Here is a 22,284-nt window from a genome sequence, read left to right as displayed (position 1 = left end):
TATGCCTTATCCCGAAATAATGATCCACGGTATGCGTGCCGAACTCGCCGACCTCGGCATCGAAGAGACCAAGTCCAGCGAAGCTGTTGCCGAAGCGGTAAAAGCGACCGACGGAACGCTGATGGTCGTTGTAAACTCCGTTTGCGGATGTGCGGCCGGCGGCGTGCGGCCGGGCATCGCGATGGCACTGCAGGCCAGCGAAGCCAAGCCGGACAGGGCGATCACCGTTTTTGCGGGTGCCGATATTGATGCGACCGAGACGGCTCGCGAGTTCTTTACCGGCTACGCACCGTCCTCGCCGGCGATCGGCTTCCTTAAGAACGGCCAGCTCGTTGAAATGTTCGAGCGCCGCGACCTCGAGGGCCGCCCGCCGCAGGTCATCGCCCAGGCACTCGTCGAAGCCTTCGGCAAACACTGCGGCAAATCCGAAGCCGCCATCGGCTAAGCTCGGCATTGAGTTGCAGAGTTGCGGAGTTGCTGAGTTTTGAGTCCCGGCCTGCGGGAATTCCAGATTCCAAATTCCAGATTTCGAAGATCGCATTGGAGGATAAGCCCTTGCTGACGCGCAGGCTTCCGCATTCCTAAAGCCCCCCTCCTTGCTTAGGAGGGGTGGCCGCCGCTTCGGCGGACGGGGTGGTAGAAGTCTTCGAGTCCGGGCTTCCGCATGCGTATTCCGCATTGGGAGTGTTTCATTTTTTGCGGAGAGTGCGCGTTTCTGAAACAACTGAAACAAGTGAAACAACTGAAACGAGTGAAACAACTGAAACAAGTGAAACAACTGAAACACGCGGCTGATTTGCCCGGCGGGTGCGGAAAAGTTCGCAGCAACCGCCGCCGGCCGCCCCGAGCCCCTAAATAGTTGAACAATGTCAAACACCCCTCGCCCCGAGCCACCGATCCCAATTTGTTGACACCTCTCCCGCACCGACACGAATGTATCATACCCACAACATACAGGTCAAGAGAAATTTCCGCCCGCACGCCGATCCATCATCCAAACCCGGCTCCGCCGCATCGCAGAGCGGAGAGGCTCGCCTCTCCAAAAGGCGTTATGCATGATCGCGGCTTGCCGCCATGATGTGCGGAAAGGCTCCGCCTTTCCCGAAGCCGTCCCGAACCAAAGCGGCTCCGCCGCCGCCCTTGCCCGACAAAAGTTATTGCGCCAAAAACGCCAATAATGTAATATCCCTGAAAACCGGATCGCGTTCCCATGAACACCCTATACTGCGGCGACAATCTAAATATCTTGCGGGAATACATCGCGGACGAGTCCGAATACTTTTCAAATCGTACCGCAGGGCACAATTAATATGAGTTATTCGTTTCTTGATTTGGCCTTTGACGTACTGAAGACAGCCCCACAGCCAATGGTTTATCAAGACATTTGGGAGGTCGGGCTAAAAACCGGACTCGCTGCCCGACTGACAACTACTGGTAAGACGCCTTGGGCCAGTCTCGGGGCTCGTATCTACGTAGAGGTTAGAGATAACCAAGATTCGAAGTTTGTTAAGGTGGGATCACGTCCCGCTCGATTTTTTCTCAAGAGCCGCGTAGCCGAACTAGCTCCGGATACAATTAATAGAATCGAGAAAGCTGAAGGTAAAGCCGCTCCCGCCAAAACCGGTTATCATGAACGAGACCTTCACCCGTTACTTGCCTACTACGCAAACTCTAATCCCTCATTTAATCGTGGTCGAGCCATATACACGAAGACGATAAAACACGAGAATTCGACAAAGGCTGGCTATAACGAATGGATCCACCCTGACATGGTTGGTTTCTACCTTCCACTCGATGATTGGCAAAAGAATGTAATTGAATTCAATCGCCTTTCGGACAACAACTCGTTGCGACTGTTTTCATTTGAGATTAAGAAGTCCCTTTCAAAAGCGAACTATAGAGAAGCGTATTTCCAAGCCGTGTCTAATTCATCATGGGCCCACGAGGGCTATCTTGTAGCCGTCGAAATTAAGCAGGATGATGAGTTTCTTTCCGAACTCGAGAGACTTGCTTCATCGTTCGGTATTGGTATTATTCAACTCGATCCGGCCGATATTGACGCTTCCAAAATTCTTTATCCAGCACGAAGCCGTGAAATACTCGACTGGGAAACCATAAATAAGCTCTGCAAACAGAATAAGGACTTCGATAAATTTTTGGCGGACGTAAAGATCGATTTTGAGTCAAAAAAGATTCATCGTTATGAATTTGATGAGGTTTCAAGTGATCTTTCTAAGTACATTAAAGAAAAATTGGGGATCCCAACAGTTTAGAGACCGGTTTGTCAGTGGCGCAAGAATATTTCTTTCCGCAACAGCCGAATTCCTTTCAACCGCGATCTCAACGCGAGTGTCGCAACTCGGAGGGCATCAGCATTGTGACAAGTGTGATCTTGTTCCGAACATCCTAGTACGTCGAAGCATGACTCCTTTGCTATCTTTGGCTCTTTTCTTTTTAGCGCAACAGATAATGTTACCCACCGATGTCGAGCAGACGAGAAGCTATTGACAATCGGATTGCCGCCCATTTTTTATTTATCATTTTTTATTGTAGTATTTCGCTCGAATCGAGATCTAGGTAAAATTTTAACGACAAGAAAGGAGATTAGCCCACATGAGTGAACCCGCTAGAATTCTAATCAACCGCGACGGAGCAACTTTTGAAATATCTGGCTCGGAGTCGTTTGTTAAAGAGCAGATCGAATCGTTCCGCGAAACAATATTGCAAGCGGTGAGCAGCAACGAGTTACCGGGTAATCCTAAGACCTCTAAACTTGATGAGCTAAATGGAAAACAGGATTTCCAAGTCACAAATTCTGACGTTAGTTCGTACCCAAACCTGCTTCACTTTGAAGAGGATGTTGTAACTATCCTCAAGAACATTCCAGGCCCTAGCAATCCGAAGAGTGACCTCCCCCCGAAAAAAGATACCAAACTAAAATAGAGGAAGCCGGGTAATTATGACAATATGAGGAGACATAATTACCATGAAGAGATCGAAGTTTACGGAGCAGCAGATCGTGTTTGCGTTGAAAGCAGGCGGAGACCGGAGTTCCAGTCGCGGAGGTGTGCCGGAAGATGGGTGTGAGCGAGGCGACTTTCTACAACTGGAAGAAGAAGTACGATGGACTTGGAACGGCGGAGTTGAGGCGGTTGAGGCAGCTCGAGGAAGAGAATCTGCAGTTGAAGCGGGTGGTGGCGGATCTGAGCTTGGACAAGCAGATGCTGCAGGACGTGTTAAAAAAGTGTCTGAGTGCAAAGCAGAAAAAGCAGTTAGTAAGGTGGTTGCTGGATTCTTACTGGGTCTCGGAACGCCGGGCGTGTTCGGTGGTGGCGATCTCGCGGAAGGTGTTCCGGTATATCGAGCGGCCGAGAGATGACCGGGCAGTGAGGCGGCGGATCAGGGAGATCGCGGAAACGCGGGTAAGATACGGTTTCTGGCGGATCCACACGGTTCTCAGACGTGAAGGCTGGCGGGACAACCACAAGCGTACGTACCGCATATACAAGGAAGAGGGCTTGAACCTGAGACGGAAGAGGCCGAGAAGGCGAAAGGCGGCGGCCCATAGAATGGAGCGGCCAGTTCTTACCGGTCCGCATGAGTGCTGGAGCATGGACTTCGTCGCCGACCAGCTGTTCGACGGGAGCCGTTTTCGGGTCTTAACTTTAGTCGATAATTATAGTCGCGAATGTCTGGAGATCGAGGTCGGCCAGTCCTTGAAAGGCCCCGATGTTGTCAATGTGATGGAGCGCATCAAACAGACGAGAGGGCTTGTGCCAAAGCGAATACAGGTCGATAACGGCAGCGAGTTCATCTCGAAGGTGCTTGACCACTGGGCATACGAGAACGATGTCACGCTGGACTTCTCACGGCCGGGAAAGCCCACGGATAACGCCTTCATCGAGTCCTTCAACGGCAGCTTTCGCGACGAATGCCTGAACGTCAACTGGTTCCTGTCGATCGAAGATGCGGTCGAGAAGATCCGGGCATTCAAGGATGATTACAACGGATTCAGGCCGCACTCCGCACTGTGCGGCCTGACCCCGAACGAGGCAGTTCAAAACTACCAGGAAACCCGAAATCCTCTAGTTTAGATCGGTAACAAGAATAGGGGGGAGGTCCTATTGAGAGCCCTTACTTACGCGCGGGCATCTGCATTTTGGATTCCAGATTCCAGATTCCAGACTCCAGATTCCAGACTCCAGATTCCAGATTTCGGATTCCTGATTCCGGACTCGTCACTTGTCACTCTTCGCTCGTCACTATTGAGAGCCCTTGCTTACGCGCGGGACTCAAAACTTTCTACCACCCCGTCCGCCGAAGCGGCGGCCACCCCTCCTAAACAAGGAGGGGAGTTTCCGCAACAAATTCCGAATTCCGAAATCCGAATTCCGCACTTGAGGTTAAGCCCTTGCTTACGCGCGGGCTTCTGCAATGGAGCACTTGCTTACGCGCGGGACTCAGAACTTTCTACCACCCCGTCCGCCGAAGCGGCGGCCACCCCTCCTAAACAAGGAGGGGAGTTTCCGCAACAAATTCCGAATTCCGAAATCCTCATTCCGCGTTTGAGGTTAAGCCCTTGCTTACGCGCGGGCTACTGCAATGGAGCCCTCCCTTACGGTCGGGCTACTGACACGGGCGAGGGACTTGCGGAATTCAATTTGTTTGGCCGAGTTTTTGGCGGATGCGGCGTTCTACGGTTGCGGGGATGAGGCCTTCGACGCGGCCGCCGAGTTCCACCACCTGCTTCATCAGCGTCGATGAGACGTAGGAATACTCTTCGCCGGCCATCAGGAAAACGGTCTCGATCTCTGGCTCGAGCTTTCGGTTCATCAGGGCCATCCGCAATTCATATTCATAATCGCTAACGGCCCGGATGCCGCGGACGATCGCCGTCGCCTCCATCTCGCGGGCGAAGTGCGCCGTCAGCCCCGAGAAGCTCGCCACCCGCAGATGGCAGCCATTGCCGCCGAGCTCGGACAATATCTCGCCGATCATCTCGCAGCGTTCCTCGACCGTAAACATTGGATTTTTGTCCGGATTATTAAGCACGGAAATGACGATCTCGTCAAAGAGCGGAATGCTCCGACGGATGATGTCGAGGTGGCCGTTGGTCAGCGGGTCAAAAGAACCCGGAAAGATAGCTCTTCGCATTTAAGCCTGCATTTTACGCATATTCACGAGCGAAAGCGAAGCTTGCCGTGCGTCTCATTGCCTGTTCGCTGCCCGGTTCGCGTCTTTAGAGATCGGAGGCATTCTATATATGGCATTCATTGAGAAATTCGTTACTACTCGCTCGGGGCTTCGGTTCCCGTATATCGAACAGGGCGACGCGGCGGGGACGCCCGTCATCTTTCTCCACGGCGTTACAGATTCGCACCGCTCGTGGGAGCTTGTTTTTCCTTATCTCGACCCGAATCTGCGGGCCATCGCGATCACCCAACGCGGCCACGGCGAGGCTTCGAAACCAGAGTCGGGCTACAGCTCGAGCGACCTTGCCGGCGATCTCGCCGAGATGATGGACGCTCTCGCGATCCCGGCGGCGGTCATCGTCGGCCACTCGATGGGGAGCTTTGCGGCGCAGCGTTTTGCTGTCGAGTATCCCGACCGGGTCGCGGCGCTCGTGCTGATCGGTTCCTTCGCGAGTTGTGCGGATAATGAGGGCGTGAAGCAGTTCGTCGCCGAGGCGATCGACTGCCTTTCGGACCCGATCCCGGCGGAGTTTGTGGCAGAGTTTCAAGCGAGCACGGTCGCAAAGCCGATCAGCGACGAGTTTTTTGCACAGGCGGTTGCCGAGAGCCTGAAAGCACCGGCGCACGTTTGGAAGGCCGCTTGCCATTCAATGCTCGAGACCGACCATCGGCCGCTGCTCGAGCGTATTAAGGCGCGGACGCTTTTGATCTGGGGCGATCAGGACGCCTACTTTTCGATCGACGATCAGGAGCGGCTGCTTGCCGGGATCGAAGGCTCTTGGCTGGAAACATACGAGGGCATCGGCCACGCCCCGCACTGGGAAGACCCGGAGCGGACAGCGAAGGAGATCGAAGCTTTCGTCAAAGACTTGGCTGAGGACCGGAGCAGCGCCGCAACCGGAAATTAGCCCGACGGCCCGCCGCCGGCAAGCTCCAGCAGCGGGCCGTCAATTTAGTTAATGCGGGTGAGGAGTTTTTTGGCTTTTTCGACGGCTTCTTCGTGTTCGGGGATGTAGCTGGGGTTCGGCTGCATTGCGAGCACGGCGTCGATCTGTTTGCGGGCATCGGCCGAGCGGCGGAGCGAGACGTAAGCCTCGGCTAGCGTCGCACGGAGCAAGGCGTTCTCGGGCCCGAGGTTCGATGCCCTTTTCAAGTAGCTCGACCGCCTTTTCGGCCGAGCCGTCGCCAAACATCCGCGTTGCCAGTTCGACCTGAGCAAGGGCGTCGAACGCACTCGCACTTTGATAGCCCGGATCGATCTCGATCACGCGTTTCATCGCGGACTGAATCTCATCGACCGACTTGATGCCGACGGTAACGGGGCTGAGCTTTGCCAGCTCGCCGAGATTGGCACCATACCAGAAATGGCCCTCGGGCCGGTTTGGCTCAAGCCTGGCGGCGATCTGGCCCGCCGTTTTGCCGCGTTCCCAAATCGCTTCCTTCTCCTTTTCGGGGGCCGCCTTGCCGAGGAAGAAGTTGTACTTCGCGTACGTCCACTCGATCTCAAAGTCTCGGCTTTCGGGGTCGCGTACGTCTGAAAGCGTGCGGACCGCCTCCCGAAGCTTTGGCAGATCAGTACGCTCGGCGAACAGGCGCTCGGCCGCGGCCCGTGCCTCGGCGATCTGTGCGGGAGTCGGCCGTCCGGCCGGAGTTTCGCCTTCGGCGGTTGAGCTACAAGATGCCTGTAGGCACAATGTAATTACGAAAACGGCCAATACTGCGATCTTGACTTGTTCGGCGGTAGATTTTGGGGTCATAAATGGTAATATTCGAAATTACGATTTAAGGAACCTTAGAATTATAGAACGATATGGCCAAGAATGGAATACCCGCGGCATTCTACGACCTCGAGGAACGCTCGTCAGCACGAACCTCGTGCACACGCTTGCATTTTACTCGACGCGCCAACAAGGCCTTTGGCAAACGGCGAAGGCGAGCGTAAGCACGCTGGCAAAGCTGCCGTTCTTTGGCGTGACCGACCTCTATTCGCGCAACGTTTTTAACGAGGTCTTTTTCCGCAGCTACGAGGGCTGGTCTGAGGATCGTCTTCGGTATTTTTCGGAGGAGCTTTTCGAAGACGTCTTAAAGCCAGCGATCTTTCCCGGGACGCCGGACCTGATCGCCCAAGGGAAGAAGAACGGCCAGCGGCAGGTCGTGCTGACCGGTGCACTCGATTTCACGATCGATCGGTTGGTCGAGTATCTCGGGATCGATGATTACGTCGCGAACCGGCTCGAGTTCGTTAATGGCTATGCAACCGGGCGGGTGCTGCCGCCGGTGATGGCCTCGGCGACGAAGGCAAAGTGGATACGCGAATATGCCGAGCGGGAAGGGATAAACCTTTCGGAATCGTTCGCCTACTCGGACAGCATTTCGGACCTGCCGATGCTCTCGATAGTCGGCCATCCGGTGGCGGTGTGTCCCGATTTTCGTTTGAAGCAGACGGCGAGGCAGCACGACTGGGCGGTTTTGGATCTGAAATAGCTTTATCCAGAGAGGTAGATTTTGAAGATATTTTTACGAACAAAGGCTTCGGTAATTTTGTTGCTGCTTGTTGCGGTGGTTGCGGCTCCCGCGCAGTTGGCGGTTGGTAAACGCAACGACCGGGAATCGAAGCCGAGCTCGAAGTATTTTGACGCGGGCCGATTACTCGAGGACGTGAAGTATCTCGCCTCGGACGAGCTCGAAGGCCGTTCGCCGGAGCGGCCGTTGATAGTGAAGGCACGCGACTACGTTGCGAAGCGGATGCGCAATCCGGCATCGAGCCCGAGCGGCAGGAATTCAAATTCATGCCCCGCCGTGGGAAAGAGGAGTTGACGGGTGTGAATTTCATCGGGCGTATCGAAGGCCGCTCGAAGGAAAAGGCAGGGAAGTTTATCGTCATCACGGCGCATTACGACCACGTCGGCATACAGAACGGTCAGATCTACAACGGAGCGGACGACAACGCCTCGGGGACGGCGGCGCTAATTGCGATCGCGTCCTATTTTAAGAAGAACCGGCCGGAGCATTCGCTGATCTTCGTCGCGCTCGATGCCGAGGAAATGGGCTTGCAAGGTGCGAGGCATTTTGTGGCGAATTTGCCGGTGGCGAAGGATGCGATCCTGCTCAACGTGAACATGGACATGCTCTCGCGGAGCGAAAAGGGCGAACTTTACGCCGCCGGGACGTATCACTATCCGCAGTTCAAACCGGCGCTCGAGGCGGTGCAGAAAAAGGCCAAGGTGAAGCTCCTGCTCGGGCACGATACGCCCGGCAGCGGCCGCGACGACTGGACGTTTCAATCCGACCACGGTGCCTTTCACCGCGAAAAGATCCCGTTCATTTACTTCGGCGTCGAAGACCACCCGGACTACCACCGCCCAACGGACGACTTCGAAAAGATCGATCAGGACTTCTATGTTAAGGCGGTAGAAACGGTGGTCGAAGCAGTGAGGATGATCGATAAAGCGACTAAGTAGTTTTGCGAAAGAACGCTCGAATTTGTTGATGTCATTCAATATTAAAGAAGCGAAAGAGAATTTAGACCTTATCTTGGACCTCGCCGAGAGCGGTCGTCCGCAAGTGATCAAGCGCGGCACGAAGGAAGTGGCTGTCATCGTTTCGGCCCGGGACTGGAAACAGATTGAAATCGGAGGACCAGGGAATTCTGTCCGTTACAGAGAAAAACGCGGCAGCGATGACAGTTAACGAACGGTTGTATCTTGCGGGACTAACGAATGAATTTGACGCTGCCGTTGCTGCTCGAGACTCACACCGGATATCGGTGATCTTGAAAAAGGTCTATTTAGATCAGACGAATATCGACGCAATCATTGGCAGCGTGTTAGGGAGGGAATAGTGAACACCGGCTTTTTCTTTGGCTTCATCTGTGCTTTCTGTGTTGAAGAAGAGACAGAACACAGAAATCACGGATCAGGACACAGAAGGAGCACAGAATGGGTAAAGAGAATCGTACAAATGAGACGCTATAGGTGCCAACAGACGTATATATCGATATTCAGTCTTGTCGACGGCGGTCGGGGTTTTCTGTGTCTTCATCTGTGTATTCTGTGTTCAAAAATCGACAGAACACATAATGCACTGCGTAGGACACAGAAAGAGCACGGAAAGAATTTGGAGAGTGCTAGAGATGCGGCGTTCTTTTCTGTGTCTTTATCTGTGCTCTCTGTGTTCAAAAAAACGTAGAACACATAATGCACTGCGTAGGACACAGAAAGAGCACGGAAAGAATTTGGAGAGTGCTAGAGATACCGCCTTCTTTTCTGTGTCTTATTTCTGTGAATTCTGTGTTCAAAAACACGGAACACAGAATGCACTGATTCGGACACAGAAAAAGCACAGAATGGGCCAAGGTTTTAGTTATGAATGAAGAGACAAGATTTCATCCGAATGACGAGCACGGGGCGAGACCCGGGCAGTACATACTTGTCGAAGAAACGTACGCGATCGTCGGAGCGGCTTTGGAGGTCTATCATCGCTTGGGAATTGGATTTGCCGAACCTGTTTACCAGGAAGCATTGGAGATCGAGTTTGGTTTGAGAAATATTCCGTTTGAACGCGAAAAATGGCTACAGGTCGATTACAAGGGACGTGAATTGAAGAAGCAGTACAAGGCCGATTTCTTGTGCTTCGGGGAGATAATTGTCGAACTCAAAGCCGAGAGAGCATTAACGACAATTGATTGGTCTCAGGTGATCAACTATTTGAAAGCGGGTCAGTTGAGGGTAGGGCTTCTTTTCAACTTTGGACACCCAAGATTTTTGGAAAAGAAACGATTGATCGTCTGATTTTTTTGGTGTCTTGTTTCTGTGCATTCTGTGTTCAAAAGATGTTAACCACAGAAAGCACAGAAACCACAGAAAGGGACACAGAAGACACAGACAAGGAACACAAAAGACACAAAAAAGAGCGCTGGAAAAATGGCGGAGTTTTCGGGTTTTGAATATCAAAGTAAATAGTGACGAATGGTCGCACTATTCTCGGGTTTGCGTAAGACGCTCGACTCGGTAAGGTTCTGACAAAGGGTATGAGAGGAAGCCGCACATTCTTTCGGATATTGATTGCTTTAACGGCGGTTTTTGCGATCACCGTTCTCTTATTGTTTGGAGCTCGGGCGTATTTGCGGAACGATGAACGAGTAATTGCAGAATTTCGTGACAGTCTGGTTTACGCAGATTATGCATCGCTGTATGAGCATTCTTCACAGCAGCTTAGAAACAATGTGGATGAGAAGGAATTCGCCCGACGAATGGCGATATTGCGTGACTTCCTGATGAAGAAAGACCCCGAATTGGTCTTCGTTAGAGATATCGAGACTGAGAACCTCGTTAATTCTGTGACGGATGGCGTTGACAAATCGTTAGAGAGGAAAGGTGTTGTTTCACGCTTTCCAAGACGAGCGGAGTCTAACCATCATTGGGCACTTCTTCGAGTTGGTGGACAGGCGGATTTTGCAACGGTACACATTTCTTGGGTCGATGAAGGGCTTGTCAGCAGAAATCTACTCGATTTGAGTTCGGGTATGTTCGAATCGCCTAACGATTTTGTCAACACAATTAGTGGCGAACCATTTCAATAAGCCCGCTAACAATTTTATGGCATTGCAATTACGCAAGAAGACGCACGAATCGATCGTGTACATTGACAAGGACTCGGCGCCGCGGATCATGCCGTTTGGCGAGGATTTTATCCTTGAGGACATACCGGTCGGGACGCGGGTGATCTATCCGAACCCGCCGATCAAGGGCTTGCCGAACCGCGAGGCGGCAATCAGGTATGCGGTCAATCATCCGATCGAGATGGAGCCGCTGTATGCGCTGCTCGAGCCCGGGATGCGGGTGACGATCGCGATGGACGACATCTCGCTGCCGCTGCCGCCGATGGCCTTGCCGGACCTCAGGCAGACGATGCTCGAGGTGGTGCTGGACATGTGTGCGGCAAACGGCGTTGATGACATTCACCTGATCATCGCAAATTCGCTGCACCGCAAGATGACGGCGTGGGAAATGAAGCGGATGGTCGGCGATGCGATCTACAACGAATACTACCCCGACCGCTATTACAACCACGACGCCGAGGACGACGATAACCTGGTTACGCTCGGGCACACGCGGCACAACGAACCGCTCAGGGTGAACAAGCGGGCGATCGAGAGCGATCTGCTCATCTATCTCAACATCAACCTGGTCCCGATGGACGGCGGGCATAAATCGGTCGCCGTCGGCTTGTGCGATTACGAAAGCTTGCGGGCGCATCACGAACCGCAGACCATCCGCGATTCGCACTCCTATATGGACCCGCCGGCGAGTGAGCTGAACCATAAAGTGATCCGGCTCGGCAAATTGGTCGACGAGCAGTGCAAGGTTTTCCACATTGAGACCGCGCTGAACAACAAGATGTTCTCGGACGGTTACGACATCTTGACGCGGAACGAGGACGATTTTTCGTTCATGGACAGGATGAAATGGGAGGCAATGGCCCGGACCTTCTCAAAGATGCCGCGAGCCGCCCGGCGAAAGATGCTCCACGCGATTCCGGCTCAATATGAACTGATTGGATGCTTTGCCGGCAAGACCGAACCGGTGCATGACAAGATCCTCGATCTCAACTATCGGCAGTACGAAATTCCGGTGAAAGGGCAGTGCGACATCTTGATCTCGGGCATTCCGGATATTTCGCCGTACAACGTTTACTCGGCGCTCAATCCGCTGCTGGTGCAGGTGATGGCGCTTGGGTACCACTTCAATATGTACCGAAACAAACCGCTGCTCAGAAAAGGCGGCGTGATGATCATAACGCATCCGTGCTTTGACGAGTTTGATCACAATTTCCATCCGTCATACATCGAGTTTTTCCATCGGTTGCTGCCCGAATCGCGCGATGCTTTCTATCTGCGGGAAAAATACGAACGCGAGTTCGCGTCGAACCCGGCCTATATCGAGATGTATCGCCGCGGCAATGCCTACCACGGGGCCCACCCCTTCTTTATGTGGTACTGGGGCGAGAACGGCCGCCAGCACGTCGGCAAGGTGATCGTCGCGGGGGCCGAGAACGCTCACGTGCCGGAAATGCTCGGCTGGGAACGCACCGACAACCTGACCGAAGCCATCGCCATGGGCCGCAGCTACATGGGCCGCAACGCCGAGATAACAATGCTCCACCAGCCGATAATTGGGTTGTGTAATGTGAGCGATTAGAGTTCCGTTAACGAGGTTGTTTTTGTGACTATTTAAGGAGAAATCATGAGTGAGAGTGAATTCTATACGGTCCTTAGCATTGGAATACCGATATTTATAGTCTTTGCGATCGGTTCGCTCATGGTGTTGTTTGTTCAGGCTTATCAGTTAGCGAAACTAGAGGAAAATAGAGTTGCCAAGAGGGCAACAATGGGCGGCCTGAGTTTCGCGGTATCAATATTTGTATCGATTGTCATTTCTTTTTTCGCGGGTCACATGGTTGCCGCTATTTTGCTAGTTCTGTGGTTTGTTGTAGCCGCTTTTATGCCAAATCTCGGGCTATCGGAACTCGGAATTTTCGCCGGGTTATTTCTAAGTGCGATTCCTGTGATCATAATTGTCGTGATAATTGGAATCGTCCTCGGGATCTGGCCTTTGACGTTAATGTCGATCCAGGGTTACAAGATCGCGAAGCAAAAACAGGGTCTCGGTGCCAAGTTGGCGACGGTCGCCTTTGCTGTTTTCGGAGCAGTGTGTTGCATCTCATCGATCCTAACCGCCGCTGTCATCACGACTTCGATCGTGATAGAGCTCTCTGGAAAAAGGTTTGGCCTAACCTAGGAGCTCGATTTTACGATACTTGGCCGCATTGCGAACAGGAGTGTCCGCGTTCCGTATGAAACTATCACCAACAGAAATATTCAAGGGCAAGACGATCTTCTTTATTGGCGGGACGGGGTTTGTGGGGAAGGTCACGCTGTCGATGCTGCTCAATAATTTCCCGGATGTCGGGAAGGTCTATGCGACCGTTCGGGCTCGGGATGAGAACGAATCGATGACGCGGTTCTGGACGAGCATTGTCACCTCGCCGACGTTCGACCCGCTGCGGGAGAAATACGGCGAGAAGTTTGAGGAGTTCATCCGCGAAAAGGTCGTGCCGGTCAATGGCGACGTCGGGAACGAATATCTCGGGATGAGCGAGGAGCAGGCGGCGGCGATAATGGCCGATACGGACGTGATCATCAACGGCGCCGGCAACGTGACGTTCAACCCGCCGCTTGAGTCGGCCCTCAGGACGAACGTCGTCGGGTCGAACAACATCATCAAGCTCGCTCGGATGATGAAAAAGCCGCGTGTCGTTCATGTTTCTACGTGTTTTGTCGCGGGCAAGCGGAGCGGAGCGATCTGGGAAAACGAGCCGGTGGTCGGTTATTTTCCGCGAAAGAATGAACTGGTCGGAACGACGTTCGACGTCAATCGAGAGGTCGAGGATTGTGCACGTTTAAGCGAGCAGGCTCGTCAGGAAGCCGACGACGCCGTGCAGGCTGCGAAGTTTCGCGAGCAGGCACGCAAGCGTTTTATTGAAGAAGGCCGCGACCCCGATGACGAGGCCGAGCTGAAATCCGCCATTTTCCGTGAACGCAAGATGTGGATCCGCGAGCGGACGACCGAGCTTGGCGCCGAGCGGGCCGAATATTGGGGCTGGACGAATATCTACACGTATTCAAAGTCGCTCGCCGAGCAGATCATTGCCTCGCAGGACGACATCGTTAAAACTCTCGTTCGCCCGAGCATTGTCGAATCGGCAAACCAATACCCTTTCGCCGGCTGGAACGAGGGCTTTACGACAACCGCTCCGCTGATCCTGATCGCACTCAGGGGCCAGCCGATAATTCCGGTGAATGAGAAGCTGATCCTCGATGTGATTCCGGTCGATATGGTCGCGGGTGTGATCATCGCGGCGGCGATGAATGCATTGGTCGATGACAATCCACCGCTCGTTTTTCAGGCCTCGTCGGGCGATTCGAACCCGAACGATATGAAACGCATCGTCGGGCTGGTCGGGCTCTATAAACGACAGCATTTTGCCGAGAAAGAGACGGGTAGCAAGCTCGTCAACAAGCTCGCCGGAATGGTTGAGGCCGCACCGGTCAAGCAGCGGACGTATGAGCTGACCTCGGCGCCGATGCTCAACAAGCTCGCCAAGCGTGCCGACGATCTGATGGACCGGGCGACGCCTCGCTGGGGCGGCGGCCGTATCGGAAACATCGTTTCTGACCTCAAGAAATCTACCGAAGAGTTTAAGCGGGCGACCAGCGAAACGATGCACGCCTTCGCGATGTTCAAGCCGTTCATGATCGACAACGAGTACCTTTATCGGTCAGACAACGTCCGGGCGTTGATGGCGGTCGTCAAAGAAAAAGAGAAACACCTCTTGCCGTGGTACCCCGAAAAGCTTGATTGGTATGACTACTGGCTCAAGGTCCATTTCCCGGGAATGAAGAAGTGGGTGCTGCCAACGCTCGAAGAAGAGCTCAAGACGCAGGAGCGGCGGTCGCATACTTACAAGGACCTGCTCGATCTTTTCGATACTTCGACCAAGCGGTTCCCGACGCGGGTTGCGATGCGGATCGAGCGTAACGGCCGCAAGGAGCAATACACATTTGAGGACGTCCGCGAGCTCACGCTCCGTGCCGCGGGTTTTCTTGCCGATAAGGGCATTAAGCCGGGCGATCGCGTCATTCTTTTCTCGCACAATATGCCCGAGTGGGGAATGACCTATTTCGGCATTTTGAAGGCGGGTGCGACCGCAGTCCCGATCGACCCGGCGAGCTCGGTCGATGAGATCATTAATTTTGCAAAGGCGGGCGATGTCTCGGCGATCGTGATCTCGCCGAGGTTGGCGGCGGAGAATCCTGAGTTGAGCGAAAAGCTCAAAGTCGCGTTCGGCGAAGTTGATGACGCCGGAGGAACCGGCGTTGCAGGCGGGGACGCCCGCGGTCCAGTCGTGTTCACGTTCGGTGAAGTTTTTGAGATGCCGGATGAGCTTGAGGAAGCGAAGCGGCTCGCGTTGTTGCCTCCTAAAGTGCTCGGCAATGCGGTCGCGTCGTTGATCTTTACTTCCGGCACGACCGGCAAGCCAAAGGCCGTGATGCTCTCGCACAAGAATTTCACGAACATGGTCTCGATGCTCTCGAGCGTGCTCGATATGGATATAACGGACGGCGTTCTCTCCGTTCTGCCGATGCACCACACGTTCGAGTTCTCGGCCGGATTCCTGACGCCATTTTCGAACGGCACGCAGATCACGTATCTTGATGACCTAACCGCAGAGGAGCTTTCGCGGGCGATCGAGAAAGGCCACGTCACGGGAATGGTCGGCGTTCCGGCTCTTTGGGAGATGCTTCATCGCCGCATAAAAACGCGCCTCCGCGAACGCGGTGATTGGATCGCCGACGCGGCGGACTCGATGATCGAATTCAACGCCTGGATCCGCGACAACACGCCGTTCAACCTCGGCCGATCGTCTTTTCCCGATCCATCAGGGCATGGGCGGAAAGATGAGGTATATGATCTCGGGCGGATCTGCCCTGAGCGAAAAGGTGCAGAAAGACCTTCACGGGCTTGGGTTTACGGTGCTTGAGGGCTACGGGCTGACGGAGTCTTCGCCGGTGCTGACAGTTGCACGTCCGGGCAATAAACTTCTTCGCGGAAGCGTCGGCAAGCCGCTGCCGGGCGTTGAGGTCAAGATCGAAAACCCGGACGATAACGGCGTCGGCGAGGTGCTTGGCCGCGGACAGAATGTGATGCTCGGCTACTTTAATAACGATGAAGCGACCGAGGCCGTGCTTCACGACCGTTGGCTGCGGACCGGCGATCTCGGCCGAATAGACGAGGACGGAAACCTCTACATCGTCGGACGGTCAAAGGACATCATTATCGATTCTAACGGGAAGAACATCTACCCCGACGAGATCGAAGAGCTCTATTCCAAGTCAGGATTCATAAAGGAATTGAGCGTCGTTGGGCTTGCGGATAGCGACGGCGGCGAGAAGATCGCGGCACTCGTCGTTCCGGATTATGAGCACGACATTGCCCGCTCGCGAACGGAAGTGAACAAGCGGATAGAAGAGCATTTCCGCGAGGTCGCGGCCGGGCTCCCGTTCTTCAAGCGGATAAAGGTTATGCATGTGACTCCCTTCGAGCTGCCGCGGACGGCGACCCGAAAGGTGAAGCGGCCCGAGGTCGTCGCGATGCTTGTCGCGCTCGAGGAACGCGACCGCAAGAAGACCAAAGCGGTGGTCGATGCAAAGGGCGACGATAATATGCTCTGGATCCGGAAGGTCGTCGCGACCGTTTCGAGCCGGCCGCTCTCGGACGTTGCGGTGGAGGACAAGCTCGCCGATCTCGGCTTTGATTCGCTGATGTTCGTCGAGCTTCAAGCGGCGGTCGAGGACGCCGGCGGCCGCGTCCTCTCGCCCGATACTCTGAACGAGGTGCAGACGGTCCGCGAACTGCTGACCGCCGTTCAACGGGTCGATAAATCAAAACGGCTGGCCGATGAGCCGAAGGTCGAGGAGAAAAAAGACGAAGAGGAGATCCACATACCTTCGCTCGTTCGCCGGATCGGAAATGCCGCCGTTGACCTCGCGCAGGAAACGCTCTACACCAAGGTGCTCGATACGGGCATCGAGGGGCTGGGCAACGTCCCGGCACACGTAAACTTTATCGTTGCCCCGAACCATGCGTCGCACATCGACACAGGGCTTGTGAAGCGAGCTCTCGGCAAAGAGGTTGCGGAGCAGACCGTGGCGGTCGCGGCGGCAGATTATTGGTTTGATACGAAATACAAGCGGGCATATATGAACAACTTCACGACGCTCGTGCCGATAGAGCGGACGGGAAGTTTGCGGCAATCGCTTCGCCACGTTACCCGCATCCTACACGAGGGCTACAACGCCCTGATCTTTCCCGAGGGCACGCGTAGCCTGACCGGCGAGATCGCGGAGTTCAAGCCTGTGATCGGTTACTTGGCACTCAACCAAAAGATCGGTATTTTGCCGATATATCTTTGGGGAACGTTCGATGCGTATCCGAAAGGAATGACCATCCCGAAGCGCGACAGCATCGGGGCAAGGGTCGGTGCAAAGATAGGGGCATTTCTTTCCTATGAAGAGCTTCGAGACATGACCAAGGGCGTCCCGAACACGGAGGCGTATCGCCTGATCGCCGCCCGTGTTCAGCACGAGGTCGAAAATATGCGACGGCAAGCGGGATAAGTTTGACGTTGCGGCGGTAAGAAAGGCCTGGAAAGCCGAGCGGCGGAAAGCACGGAAGCAGGAACCGGTGATAGATAATTAGTGCCGAAGGCCCTCGAAAGGGCCCTCGGCGTTGTTGAGCGGTCGCACCGCCGGACTTACTTCTGGATAGCGGGAAGAAGCAGGCCAATGAGCATCGTGACCGTTGAGCTGACAACGAGCAGTTCGATGAGCGTGAAGCCCATGATGCCTTCGAGTCGATTGGTAGTGTTCTTTATTATTAGTTCTCCTTCGTTATTAATCTCGGATGTCAAAGTTGCCATCCGTGAGAGAATGCGGAGCAGCCCGGGAAAAACTATCATTGAAAGTCGAGTCCTTGAAATATTTTGAAAAAACTTTGTTGCCGTTGAGTGCGTAAAGACTTTTATCACTTACGCTAAGATCCCTTAAACATATGATGAAAAAGACATTCTCGTTCGCCATTATTGCCGTTCTCCTTTCAACGATCGCATTCGGCCAGCAGAAACCCAGCTTCAAGATCGACTATCAGAAGTTCACGCTGCCGAATGGGCTTGATGTGGTCTTTCACATCGACCGGTCCGACCCGGTGGTTGCGGTCTCGCTTACTGCGCACGTCGGTTCGGCGCGAGAGAAGCCGGGGCGGACGGGGTTTGCTCATATGTTCGAGCATCTGCTTTTTCTCGAATCGGAAAATCTAGGCAAAGGCGGGCTCGATAAGCTCTCGGCTCGGATCGGCGGTTCGGGTGCGAACGGCTCGACCAGCCGCGATCGGACAAACTATCTGCAGACGGTGCCGAATGATGCGCTTGAGAAAATGCTGTGGGCCGAGGCGGATAAGCTCGGCTGGTTCATCAACACTGTGACCGAGCCAGTGCTCGAAAAGGAGAAGCAGGTCGTAAAGAACGAAAAGCGGCAGGGCGTCGATAACGTCCCTTACGGCCATGGGCAATATGTTATCGACAAGGCTCTCTATCCCGCCGATCATCCGTATAACTGGCAGGTCATCGGATCGCTTGACGACCTGCAGGCCGCGACGCTCGACGACGTAAAGGACTTCTTCCGCCGGTGGTATGTGCCGAACAATGTGACGCTCGTCGTCGCCGGTGACTTCGATCCGGTGCAGGCGAAAAAGTGGGTCGAAAAATACTTCGGCGAGATCAGGCGTGGCGAGGACATCACCCCGATCGAGAAGCGTCCCGGCGTTGTTAAAGAGACGGTCAAGCTGTTTCACGAAGACAACTTTGCCCGCCTGCCGGAGCTGACAATGGCATGGCCGACGGTCGAGCAGTATCATCCGGATTCCTATGCTCTCAACGTCCTGGCGACCTACCTGACGCGCGGAAAACGGGCACCTTTTTATCAGGTGATAGTCGAAGATAAAAAGCTTGCCCCGAATGTATCGATGTTTATGTACGATTCGGAACTCGCAGGGCAAATGCAGCTTGAGGTCCGGGCATTTGCCGATAAAAAGCTCGATGATGTGGCCGCTGCGGTCGCGGAGTCGTTTGCGAAATTTGAGAAAGAAGGCATCTCAGAAAAGGATCTAGCCCGCATCAAGGCCGGACAGGAAACGGCATTCTACAATTCGCTTTCGAGCGTGCTCGGCAAGGGCGTTCAGCTTGCACAGGGCAACATCTTCGCCAATGATCCGGGCTATGTCGCGAAAGAGATCGATGCCATTCTGGCCGTAACGACCGCGGACGTAAAGCGGGTTTACGAAAAGTACATCAAGGGCAAGAACTTCGTTGCGACGTCATTTGTCCCGAAGGGCAAGACGGACCTCGCACTTTCTAATTCGAAGCGGGCAGAGGTCGCCGAAGAGCCGATCGTTCAGGGAGCGGAGACCGAAGTTGACCCGAACGTAGAGGCCGAGTATGAGAAGACTCCCTCGAGCTTTGACCGCTCGGTCGAGCCGCCCTACGGCTCGGAACCGCAGGTCAAGACGCCGACCGTCTGGGAGCAGAAACTCAGCAATGGAATGCGCGTTTATGGCATAGGCAATAGGGAAGTGCCGCTCGTGCAGTATGAGATCGTCATCGATGGCGGCCTTTTGATGGAAGACATCAACAAGGTCGGCGTTGCGAACCTGATGGCCCGATTGATGACGCAAGGGACCGCTAAGAAGACGCCGGCCGAACTCGAAGATGCGATCGAGCAACTTGGTGCCTCGATAAACGTCTCGGCCGGGTCGGAAGCTGTGACCATCTCCGTCAACACTCTCGCTCGTAACCACGAAGCGACGCTCGCTCTGGTCGAGGAGATCCTGCTCGAGCCGCGATGGGATGCGAAGGAATTTGACCTGATCAAGCAGAGCACCATCGCCCAGATCCGCCAGATACAGGCCAACCCGAACGCCATCGCACAGCTTCGTTTCAATGAGCTGGTTTACGGAAAAGAGAACATTCGCTCGCGGAGCACGCTAGGTACGGTCGAGACCGTGAATGCGATCACGCTCGATGACCTGAAAGCTTATTACGCGAAGAACCTTTCGCCCTCGGTCGCCCGGATGCATGTGGTCGGCGATATCGACAAGGCCCGGACGGTCAAGTCGCTCGCCGGGCTCAATTCGAAATGGAAGGCGAAACAGGTGACGGTCCCAACTGTCAAGACACCCGCGCCGCCGACGGAATCGAAGGTCTATTTCTATGACGTTCCCGGTGCGGTGCAGTCGGTCTTTCGCTTTGGCTATCCGGCACTTGCCGCGACCGACAAGGACTTCTACCCTGCGATCGTAATGAACTACATTCTCGGCGGCGGCGGCTTTGCCTCGCAGCTGACGCAGGAACTCCGCGAGGGCAAGGGCTACACCTACGGGATAAACTCCGGCTTTTCGGGGACGACCGTGCCGGGGCCGTTCGTTATCTCGAGCGGCGTCCGGGCAAATGTTACGCTCGAGGCGGCACAGCTCGTTAAGAACATCGTCGATCATTACCCGAAAAAATACTCGGCAGATGACCTGGCGACGACGAAGAGCTTCCTGATCAAGAGCAACGCACGTGCATTTGAGACTTCCGGAGCAAAGCTCAACATGCTCGAGAACATCAGCAAATACGGCTGGCGTCCGGACTATGTAAAGCAGCGTGAGCAGATCGTTCGCGATATGACGGTCGAGCGCATCCGCGAGCTTTCGGGCAAGTATCTCAACAGCGACCGGATGTATTGGCTCGTCGTCGGCGATGCCGCCACGCAGATGCCGCGGCTTAAGGAACTCGGCTTCGGCGATCCGATAAAGTTGAACTAGCGAGGGCAGTTTTCAACGCAGGAAGCGCGGGGATCGCGGAGCTTTGGCAAATGCCGGAGCTCCGCTACGCCGCAAAATAGATCGAAATGGCTCGTAAAAAGACCACGGCGAAGGCCGAAAAAAAGATACTCATTACCGGCGGGACCGGGTTTCTTGGTGCGGAGATCGTGCGGCAGTTTCTGGCGGCGGGTGAGAAGAACCTTCGGGTGATGGCTTCGAGCATTCCGCAGTGGATGACCGATGCAGGCGTCGAGCCCTTTGCGGGTTCGGTGACGGACCGCGAACGCGTTCGCGAGGCCGTTAAAGATGCGAGCGTGATCTATCACCTCGCCGGCAAGGTCTCGCGAGATAACGACGACGCGGCGGCGATGAATAAAATTCACGTCGAGGGCACGCGTATTCTTTGCGAAGCGGCGTCCGCGGCCGGAGTACAGACGATGGTGCTCGCCTCTTCGAGCGGGACGATAGCCGTCAGCGAAGATGAACAGGTGATCGACGAATCGTTCCCGCCACCGGTCGAGATAATCTCCCGCTGGGCCTATTACGCTTCGAAGTACTATCAGGAGCGAACGGCGCTTGAGAATTTCGACGGCGAGGGCCGCAAGCTCGTCATCCTCAACCCGACGCTGCTGCTCGGACCGGGCGATGAACGCCTTAGCTCGACAAAGATCGTGCTCGATTTCCTTGGCCGCAAGATACCCTATTGCCCATCGGGCGGCTTGAGCTTTGTCGATACCCGCGATGTTGCGGCGGCGGCGATCAATGCGGCTGAAAAAGGACGGCATCAGGAGCGATACCTGATGGGAGCGGCGAACCTAAAATTCGAGGAATTCTTCGGCAGGCTTGAGCGTTTGAGCGGCGTTGCTGCTCCGCGGATACGTGTTCCGAAGAACATTGCCGTCGCCGGAGCGGGCATCGTCGATTCTGTTTTTAGGAACTGGAACCGAGCATCGCCGGTCGAGCCGGGCGAGGTCGAGCAGGCCGAGCACTTCTGGTATCTCGATTCCTCAAAGGCCGCCGAAGAGCTCGGATTTTTAGCCCGCGATCCGCAGGAAACGCTTAACGAAACGATCAATTACTTGAGGAAAGAATTTCTCGGGGCCAACGTTTTCAATTAGTCCGCCGGCCGGAAAAAGAAGAAAAAGAACGCAGCAGCCCATTCGCGTTTGATGCCTTTGGCGTAACCTTTCGTCCGCCGCGAGCCGTCCTCGACGGTCCCGTCCGATTGAACATACCCCAGAGTTCTCCGTGAGCCATCTTCGACCTCGCCGCCGGATCGTATATATCCGAGCGTGCGTCGCGAGCTGTCCTCGACGGTTCCATCCTTGCGGATATAACCAAGCGTCCGCCGCGAAGAATCCTCAACCTCACCATCATCACCGATGTAACCCAACGTTCGCCGGGACGAATCCTCGACCGTTCCGCTCGTGCTTATGTAACCGAGCGTCCGCCGGCTCGAATCCTCGACCGCCTGCCCGGCCGCCGGGAAGCTAAAGAGAGTCAACGCAAATGCGAGGAGTATCCAGAGTCGTTTAGTCGTTGTCATTACTACAACCCAATATACTGAAATGAGATCTTTGACCTCTGTGAACTTTGTGCCCGCTCTTCGTGTG

At 54.7% G+C, this 22,284-nt stretch carries 21 protein-coding genes and 1 pseudogene; 18 read left to right on the top strand and 4 right to left on the bottom strand.

Annotated elements, in window-relative coordinates; genetic code table 11:
• The first annotated feature begins 1 nt into the window (after position 1).
• From IPM21_10355 to IPM21_10340, 4 genes are all read left to right on the top strand, one after another.
• Positions 2-445: a BrxA/BrxB family bacilliredoxin gene (locus IPM21_10355; protein MBK9164299.1), complete on the top strand. Its 444-nt coding sequence runs from the start codon at positions 2-4 to the stop codon at positions 443-445.
• Positions 446-1,310: 865 nt separating this feature from the next.
• Positions 1,311-2,273 (top strand): hypothetical protein, encoded by a 963-nt coding sequence (locus tag IPM21_10350; GenBank protein MBK9164298.1) that lies wholly within the window; start codon positions 1,311-1,313, stop codon positions 2,271-2,273.
• Between the two features lie 340 nt (positions 2,274-2,613).
• Positions 2,614-2,943 carry a hypothetical protein gene (locus IPM21_10345; protein ID MBK9164297.1) on the top strand — a complete coding sequence of 110 codons (330 nt, stop codon included), beginning with the start codon at positions 2,614-2,616 and terminating at the stop codon, positions 2,941-2,943.
• Positions 2,944-2,986: 43 nt separating this feature from the next.
• A protein-coding gene (locus IPM21_10340; protein MBK9164296.1) for an IS3 family transposase occupies positions 2,987-4,094 on the top strand; the annotation gives its coding sequence in 2 pieces (ribosomal slippage) (positions 2,987-3,031 and positions 3,033-4,094; 1,107 coding nt in all).
• Between the two features lie 562 nt (positions 4,095-4,656).
• On the opposite strand, the gene coaD is transcribed toward IPM21_10340, so the two are convergent.
• Positions 4,657-5,154, bottom strand: a complete 498-nt coding sequence (gene coaD / locus IPM21_10335; GenBank protein MBK9164295.1) for a pantetheine-phosphate adenylyltransferase — start codon at positions 5,152-5,154, stop codon at positions 4,657-4,659.
• Between the two features lie 109 nt (positions 5,155-5,263).
• On the opposite strand from coaD, the gene IPM21_10330 reads away from it, so the two are divergent.
• Complete coding sequence (locus IPM21_10330; GenBank protein ID MBK9164294.1) at positions 5,264-6,100, top strand: alpha/beta hydrolase; 837 nt, start codon at positions 5,264-5,266, stop codon at positions 6,098-6,100.
• A gap of 44 nt (positions 6,101-6,144) precedes the next feature.
• Here the strand turns inward: IPM21_10330 and IPM21_10325 are convergent, their stop codons facing one another.
• Complete coding sequence (locus IPM21_10325; GenBank protein ID MBK9164293.1) at positions 6,145-6,345, bottom strand: tetratricopeptide repeat protein; 201 nt, start codon at positions 6,343-6,345, stop codon at positions 6,145-6,147.
• 88 nt (positions 6,346-6,433) lie between these two features.
• On the opposite strand from IPM21_10325, the gene IPM21_10320 reads away from it, so the two are divergent.
• From IPM21_10320 to IPM21_10270, 11 genes and pseudogenes are all read left to right on the top strand, one after another.
• Entirely contained in the window at positions 6,434-6,730 is a 297-nt protein-coding gene (locus tag IPM21_10320; protein MBK9164292.1) for a hypothetical protein, read from the top strand.
• A gap of 272 nt (positions 6,731-7,002) precedes the next feature.
• Positions 7,003-7,676: pseudogene (locus IPM21_10315) on the top strand (HAD-IB family hydrolase).
• A gap of 21 nt (positions 7,677-7,697) precedes the next feature.
• Positions 7,698-8,009 carry a hypothetical protein gene (locus IPM21_10310; GenBank protein MBK9164291.1) on the top strand — a complete coding sequence of 104 codons (312 nt, stop codon included), beginning with the start codon at positions 7,698-7,700 and terminating at the stop codon, positions 8,007-8,009.
• Positions 7,982-8,653 (top strand): M20/M25/M40 family metallo-hydrolase, encoded by a 672-nt coding sequence (locus IPM21_10305; protein MBK9164290.1) that lies wholly within the window; start codon positions 7,982-7,984, stop codon positions 8,651-8,653. The genes IPM21_10310 and IPM21_10305 overlap by 28 nt, the downstream gene beginning before the upstream one ends.
• Before the next feature lie 28 nt (positions 8,654-8,681).
• Complete coding sequence (locus tag IPM21_10300; protein MBK9164289.1) at positions 8,682-8,882, top strand: type II toxin-antitoxin system Phd/YefM family antitoxin; 201 nt, start codon at positions 8,682-8,684, stop codon at positions 8,880-8,882.
• Between the two features lie 674 nt (positions 8,883-9,556).
• Positions 9,557-9,982 (top strand): GxxExxY protein, encoded by a 426-nt coding sequence (locus tag IPM21_10295; GenBank protein MBK9164288.1) that lies wholly within the window; start codon positions 9,557-9,559, stop codon positions 9,980-9,982.
• A 239-nt stretch (positions 9,983-10,221) separates the two neighbouring features.
• Positions 10,222-10,773, top strand: coding sequence for a hypothetical protein (locus IPM21_10290; GenBank protein ID MBK9164287.1), 552 nt, complete (start codon positions 10,222-10,224; stop codon positions 10,771-10,773).
• Positions 10,774-10,789: 16 nt separating this feature from the next.
• A complete protein-coding gene (locus IPM21_10285) occupies positions 10,790-12,391 on the top strand; it encodes a DUF2088 domain-containing protein (protein ID MBK9164286.1) in 1,602 nt (533 codons plus the stop codon).
• Between the two features lie 45 nt (positions 12,392-12,436).
• The gene (locus IPM21_10280) at positions 12,437-12,991 is read left to right on the top strand and encodes a hypothetical protein (protein ID MBK9164285.1); all 555 of its coding nucleotides are present in this window, start codon (positions 12,437-12,439) and stop codon (positions 12,989-12,991) included.
• A 55-nt stretch (positions 12,992-13,046) separates the two neighbouring features.
• The gene (locus IPM21_10275) at positions 13,047-15,794 is read left to right on the top strand and encodes an SDR family oxidoreductase (protein ID MBK9164284.1); all 2,748 of its coding nucleotides are present in this window, start codon (positions 13,047-13,049) and stop codon (positions 15,792-15,794) included.
• Positions 15,712-17,430, top strand: a complete 1,719-nt coding sequence (locus tag IPM21_10270) for an AMP-binding protein (protein MBK9164283.1) — start codon at positions 15,712-15,714, stop codon at positions 17,428-17,430. Before IPM21_10275 ends, IPM21_10270 begins: the two co-directional genes overlap by 83 nt.
• A gap of 137 nt (positions 17,431-17,567) precedes the next feature.
• Here IPM21_10270 and IPM21_10265 read toward each other — a convergent pair whose 3' ends face one another.
• Positions 17,568-17,771: a hypothetical protein gene (locus IPM21_10265; protein ID MBK9164282.1), complete on the bottom strand. Its 204-nt coding sequence runs from the start codon at positions 17,769-17,771 to the stop codon at positions 17,568-17,570.
• Between the two features lie 95 nt (positions 17,772-17,866).
• On the opposite strand from IPM21_10265, the gene IPM21_10260 reads away from it, so the two are divergent.
• Both IPM21_10260 and IPM21_10255 read left to right on the top strand, forming a co-directional pair.
• Complete coding sequence (locus tag IPM21_10260; protein MBK9164281.1) at positions 17,867-20,671, top strand: insulinase family protein; 2,805 nt, start codon at positions 17,867-17,869, stop codon at positions 20,669-20,671.
• A gap of 86 nt (positions 20,672-20,757) precedes the next feature.
• Positions 20,758-21,789, top strand: coding sequence for an NAD-dependent epimerase/dehydratase family protein (locus tag IPM21_10255; GenBank protein ID MBK9164280.1), 1,032 nt, complete (start codon positions 20,758-20,760; stop codon positions 21,787-21,789).
• Here IPM21_10255 and IPM21_10250 read toward each other — a convergent pair.
• Entirely contained in the window at positions 21,786-22,193 is a 408-nt protein-coding gene (locus IPM21_10250; GenBank protein ID MBK9164279.1) for a hypothetical protein, read from the bottom strand. The two genes, IPM21_10255 and IPM21_10250, sit on opposite strands and share 4 nt — an antisense overlap.
• Positions 22,194-22,284 lie beyond the last annotated feature (91 nt).

This window comes from Acidobacteriota bacterium, from assembly GCA_016716435.1.
Taxonomy (GTDB): domain Bacteria; phylum Acidobacteriota; class Blastocatellia; order Pyrinomonadales; family Pyrinomonadaceae; genus OLB17.
The sequence above is the reverse complement of the archived record's forward strand: the minus strand, read 5'-3'. Positions and strand labels throughout refer to the sequence as shown.

Coding starts and splice junctions, on each gene's coding strand:
- IPM21_10355 (MBK9164299.1), top strand. CDS start 2: ATGCCTTATCCCGAAATAATGATCCACGGTATGCGTGCCGAACTCGCC.
- IPM21_10350 (MBK9164298.1), top strand. CDS start 1,311: ATGAGTTATTCGTTTCTTGATTTGGCCTTTGACGTACTGAAGACAGCC.
- IPM21_10345 (MBK9164297.1), top strand. CDS start 2,614: ATGAGTGAACCCGCTAGAATTCTAATCAACCGCGACGGAGCAACTTTT.
- coaD (MBK9164295.1), bottom strand. CDS start 5,154: ATGCGAAGAGCTATCTTTCCGGGTTCTTTTGACCCGCTGACCAACGGC.
- IPM21_10330 (MBK9164294.1), top strand. CDS start 5,264: ATGGCATTCATTGAGAAATTCGTTACTACTCGCTCGGGGCTTCGGTTC.
- IPM21_10305 (MBK9164290.1), top strand. CDS start 7,982: ATGCCCCGCCGTGGGAAAGAGGAGTTGACGGGTGTGAATTTCATCGGG.
- IPM21_10300 (MBK9164289.1), top strand. CDS start 8,682: ATGTCATTCAATATTAAAGAAGCGAAAGAGAATTTAGACCTTATCTTG.
- IPM21_10295 (MBK9164288.1), top strand. CDS start 9,557: ATGAATGAAGAGACAAGATTTCATCCGAATGACGAGCACGGGGCGAGA.
- IPM21_10290 (MBK9164287.1), top strand. CDS start 10,222: ATGAGAGGAAGCCGCACATTCTTTCGGATATTGATTGCTTTAACGGCG.
- IPM21_10285 (MBK9164286.1), top strand. CDS start 10,790: ATGGCATTGCAATTACGCAAGAAGACGCACGAATCGATCGTGTACATT.
- IPM21_10280 (MBK9164285.1), top strand. CDS start 12,437: ATGAGTGAGAGTGAATTCTATACGGTCCTTAGCATTGGAATACCGATA.
- IPM21_10275 (MBK9164284.1), top strand. CDS start 13,047: ATGAAACTATCACCAACAGAAATATTCAAGGGCAAGACGATCTTCTTT.
- IPM21_10270 (MBK9164283.1), top strand. CDS start 15,712: ATGAGGTATATGATCTCGGGCGGATCTGCCCTGAGCGAAAAGGTGCAG.
- IPM21_10265 (MBK9164282.1), bottom strand. CDS start 17,771: ATGATAGTTTTTCCCGGGCTGCTCCGCATTCTCTCACGGATGGCAACT.
- IPM21_10260 (MBK9164281.1), top strand. CDS start 17,867: ATGAAAAAGACATTCTCGTTCGCCATTATTGCCGTTCTCCTTTCAACG.
- IPM21_10255 (MBK9164280.1), top strand. CDS start 20,758: ATGGCTCGTAAAAAGACCACGGCGAAGGCCGAAAAAAAGATACTCATT.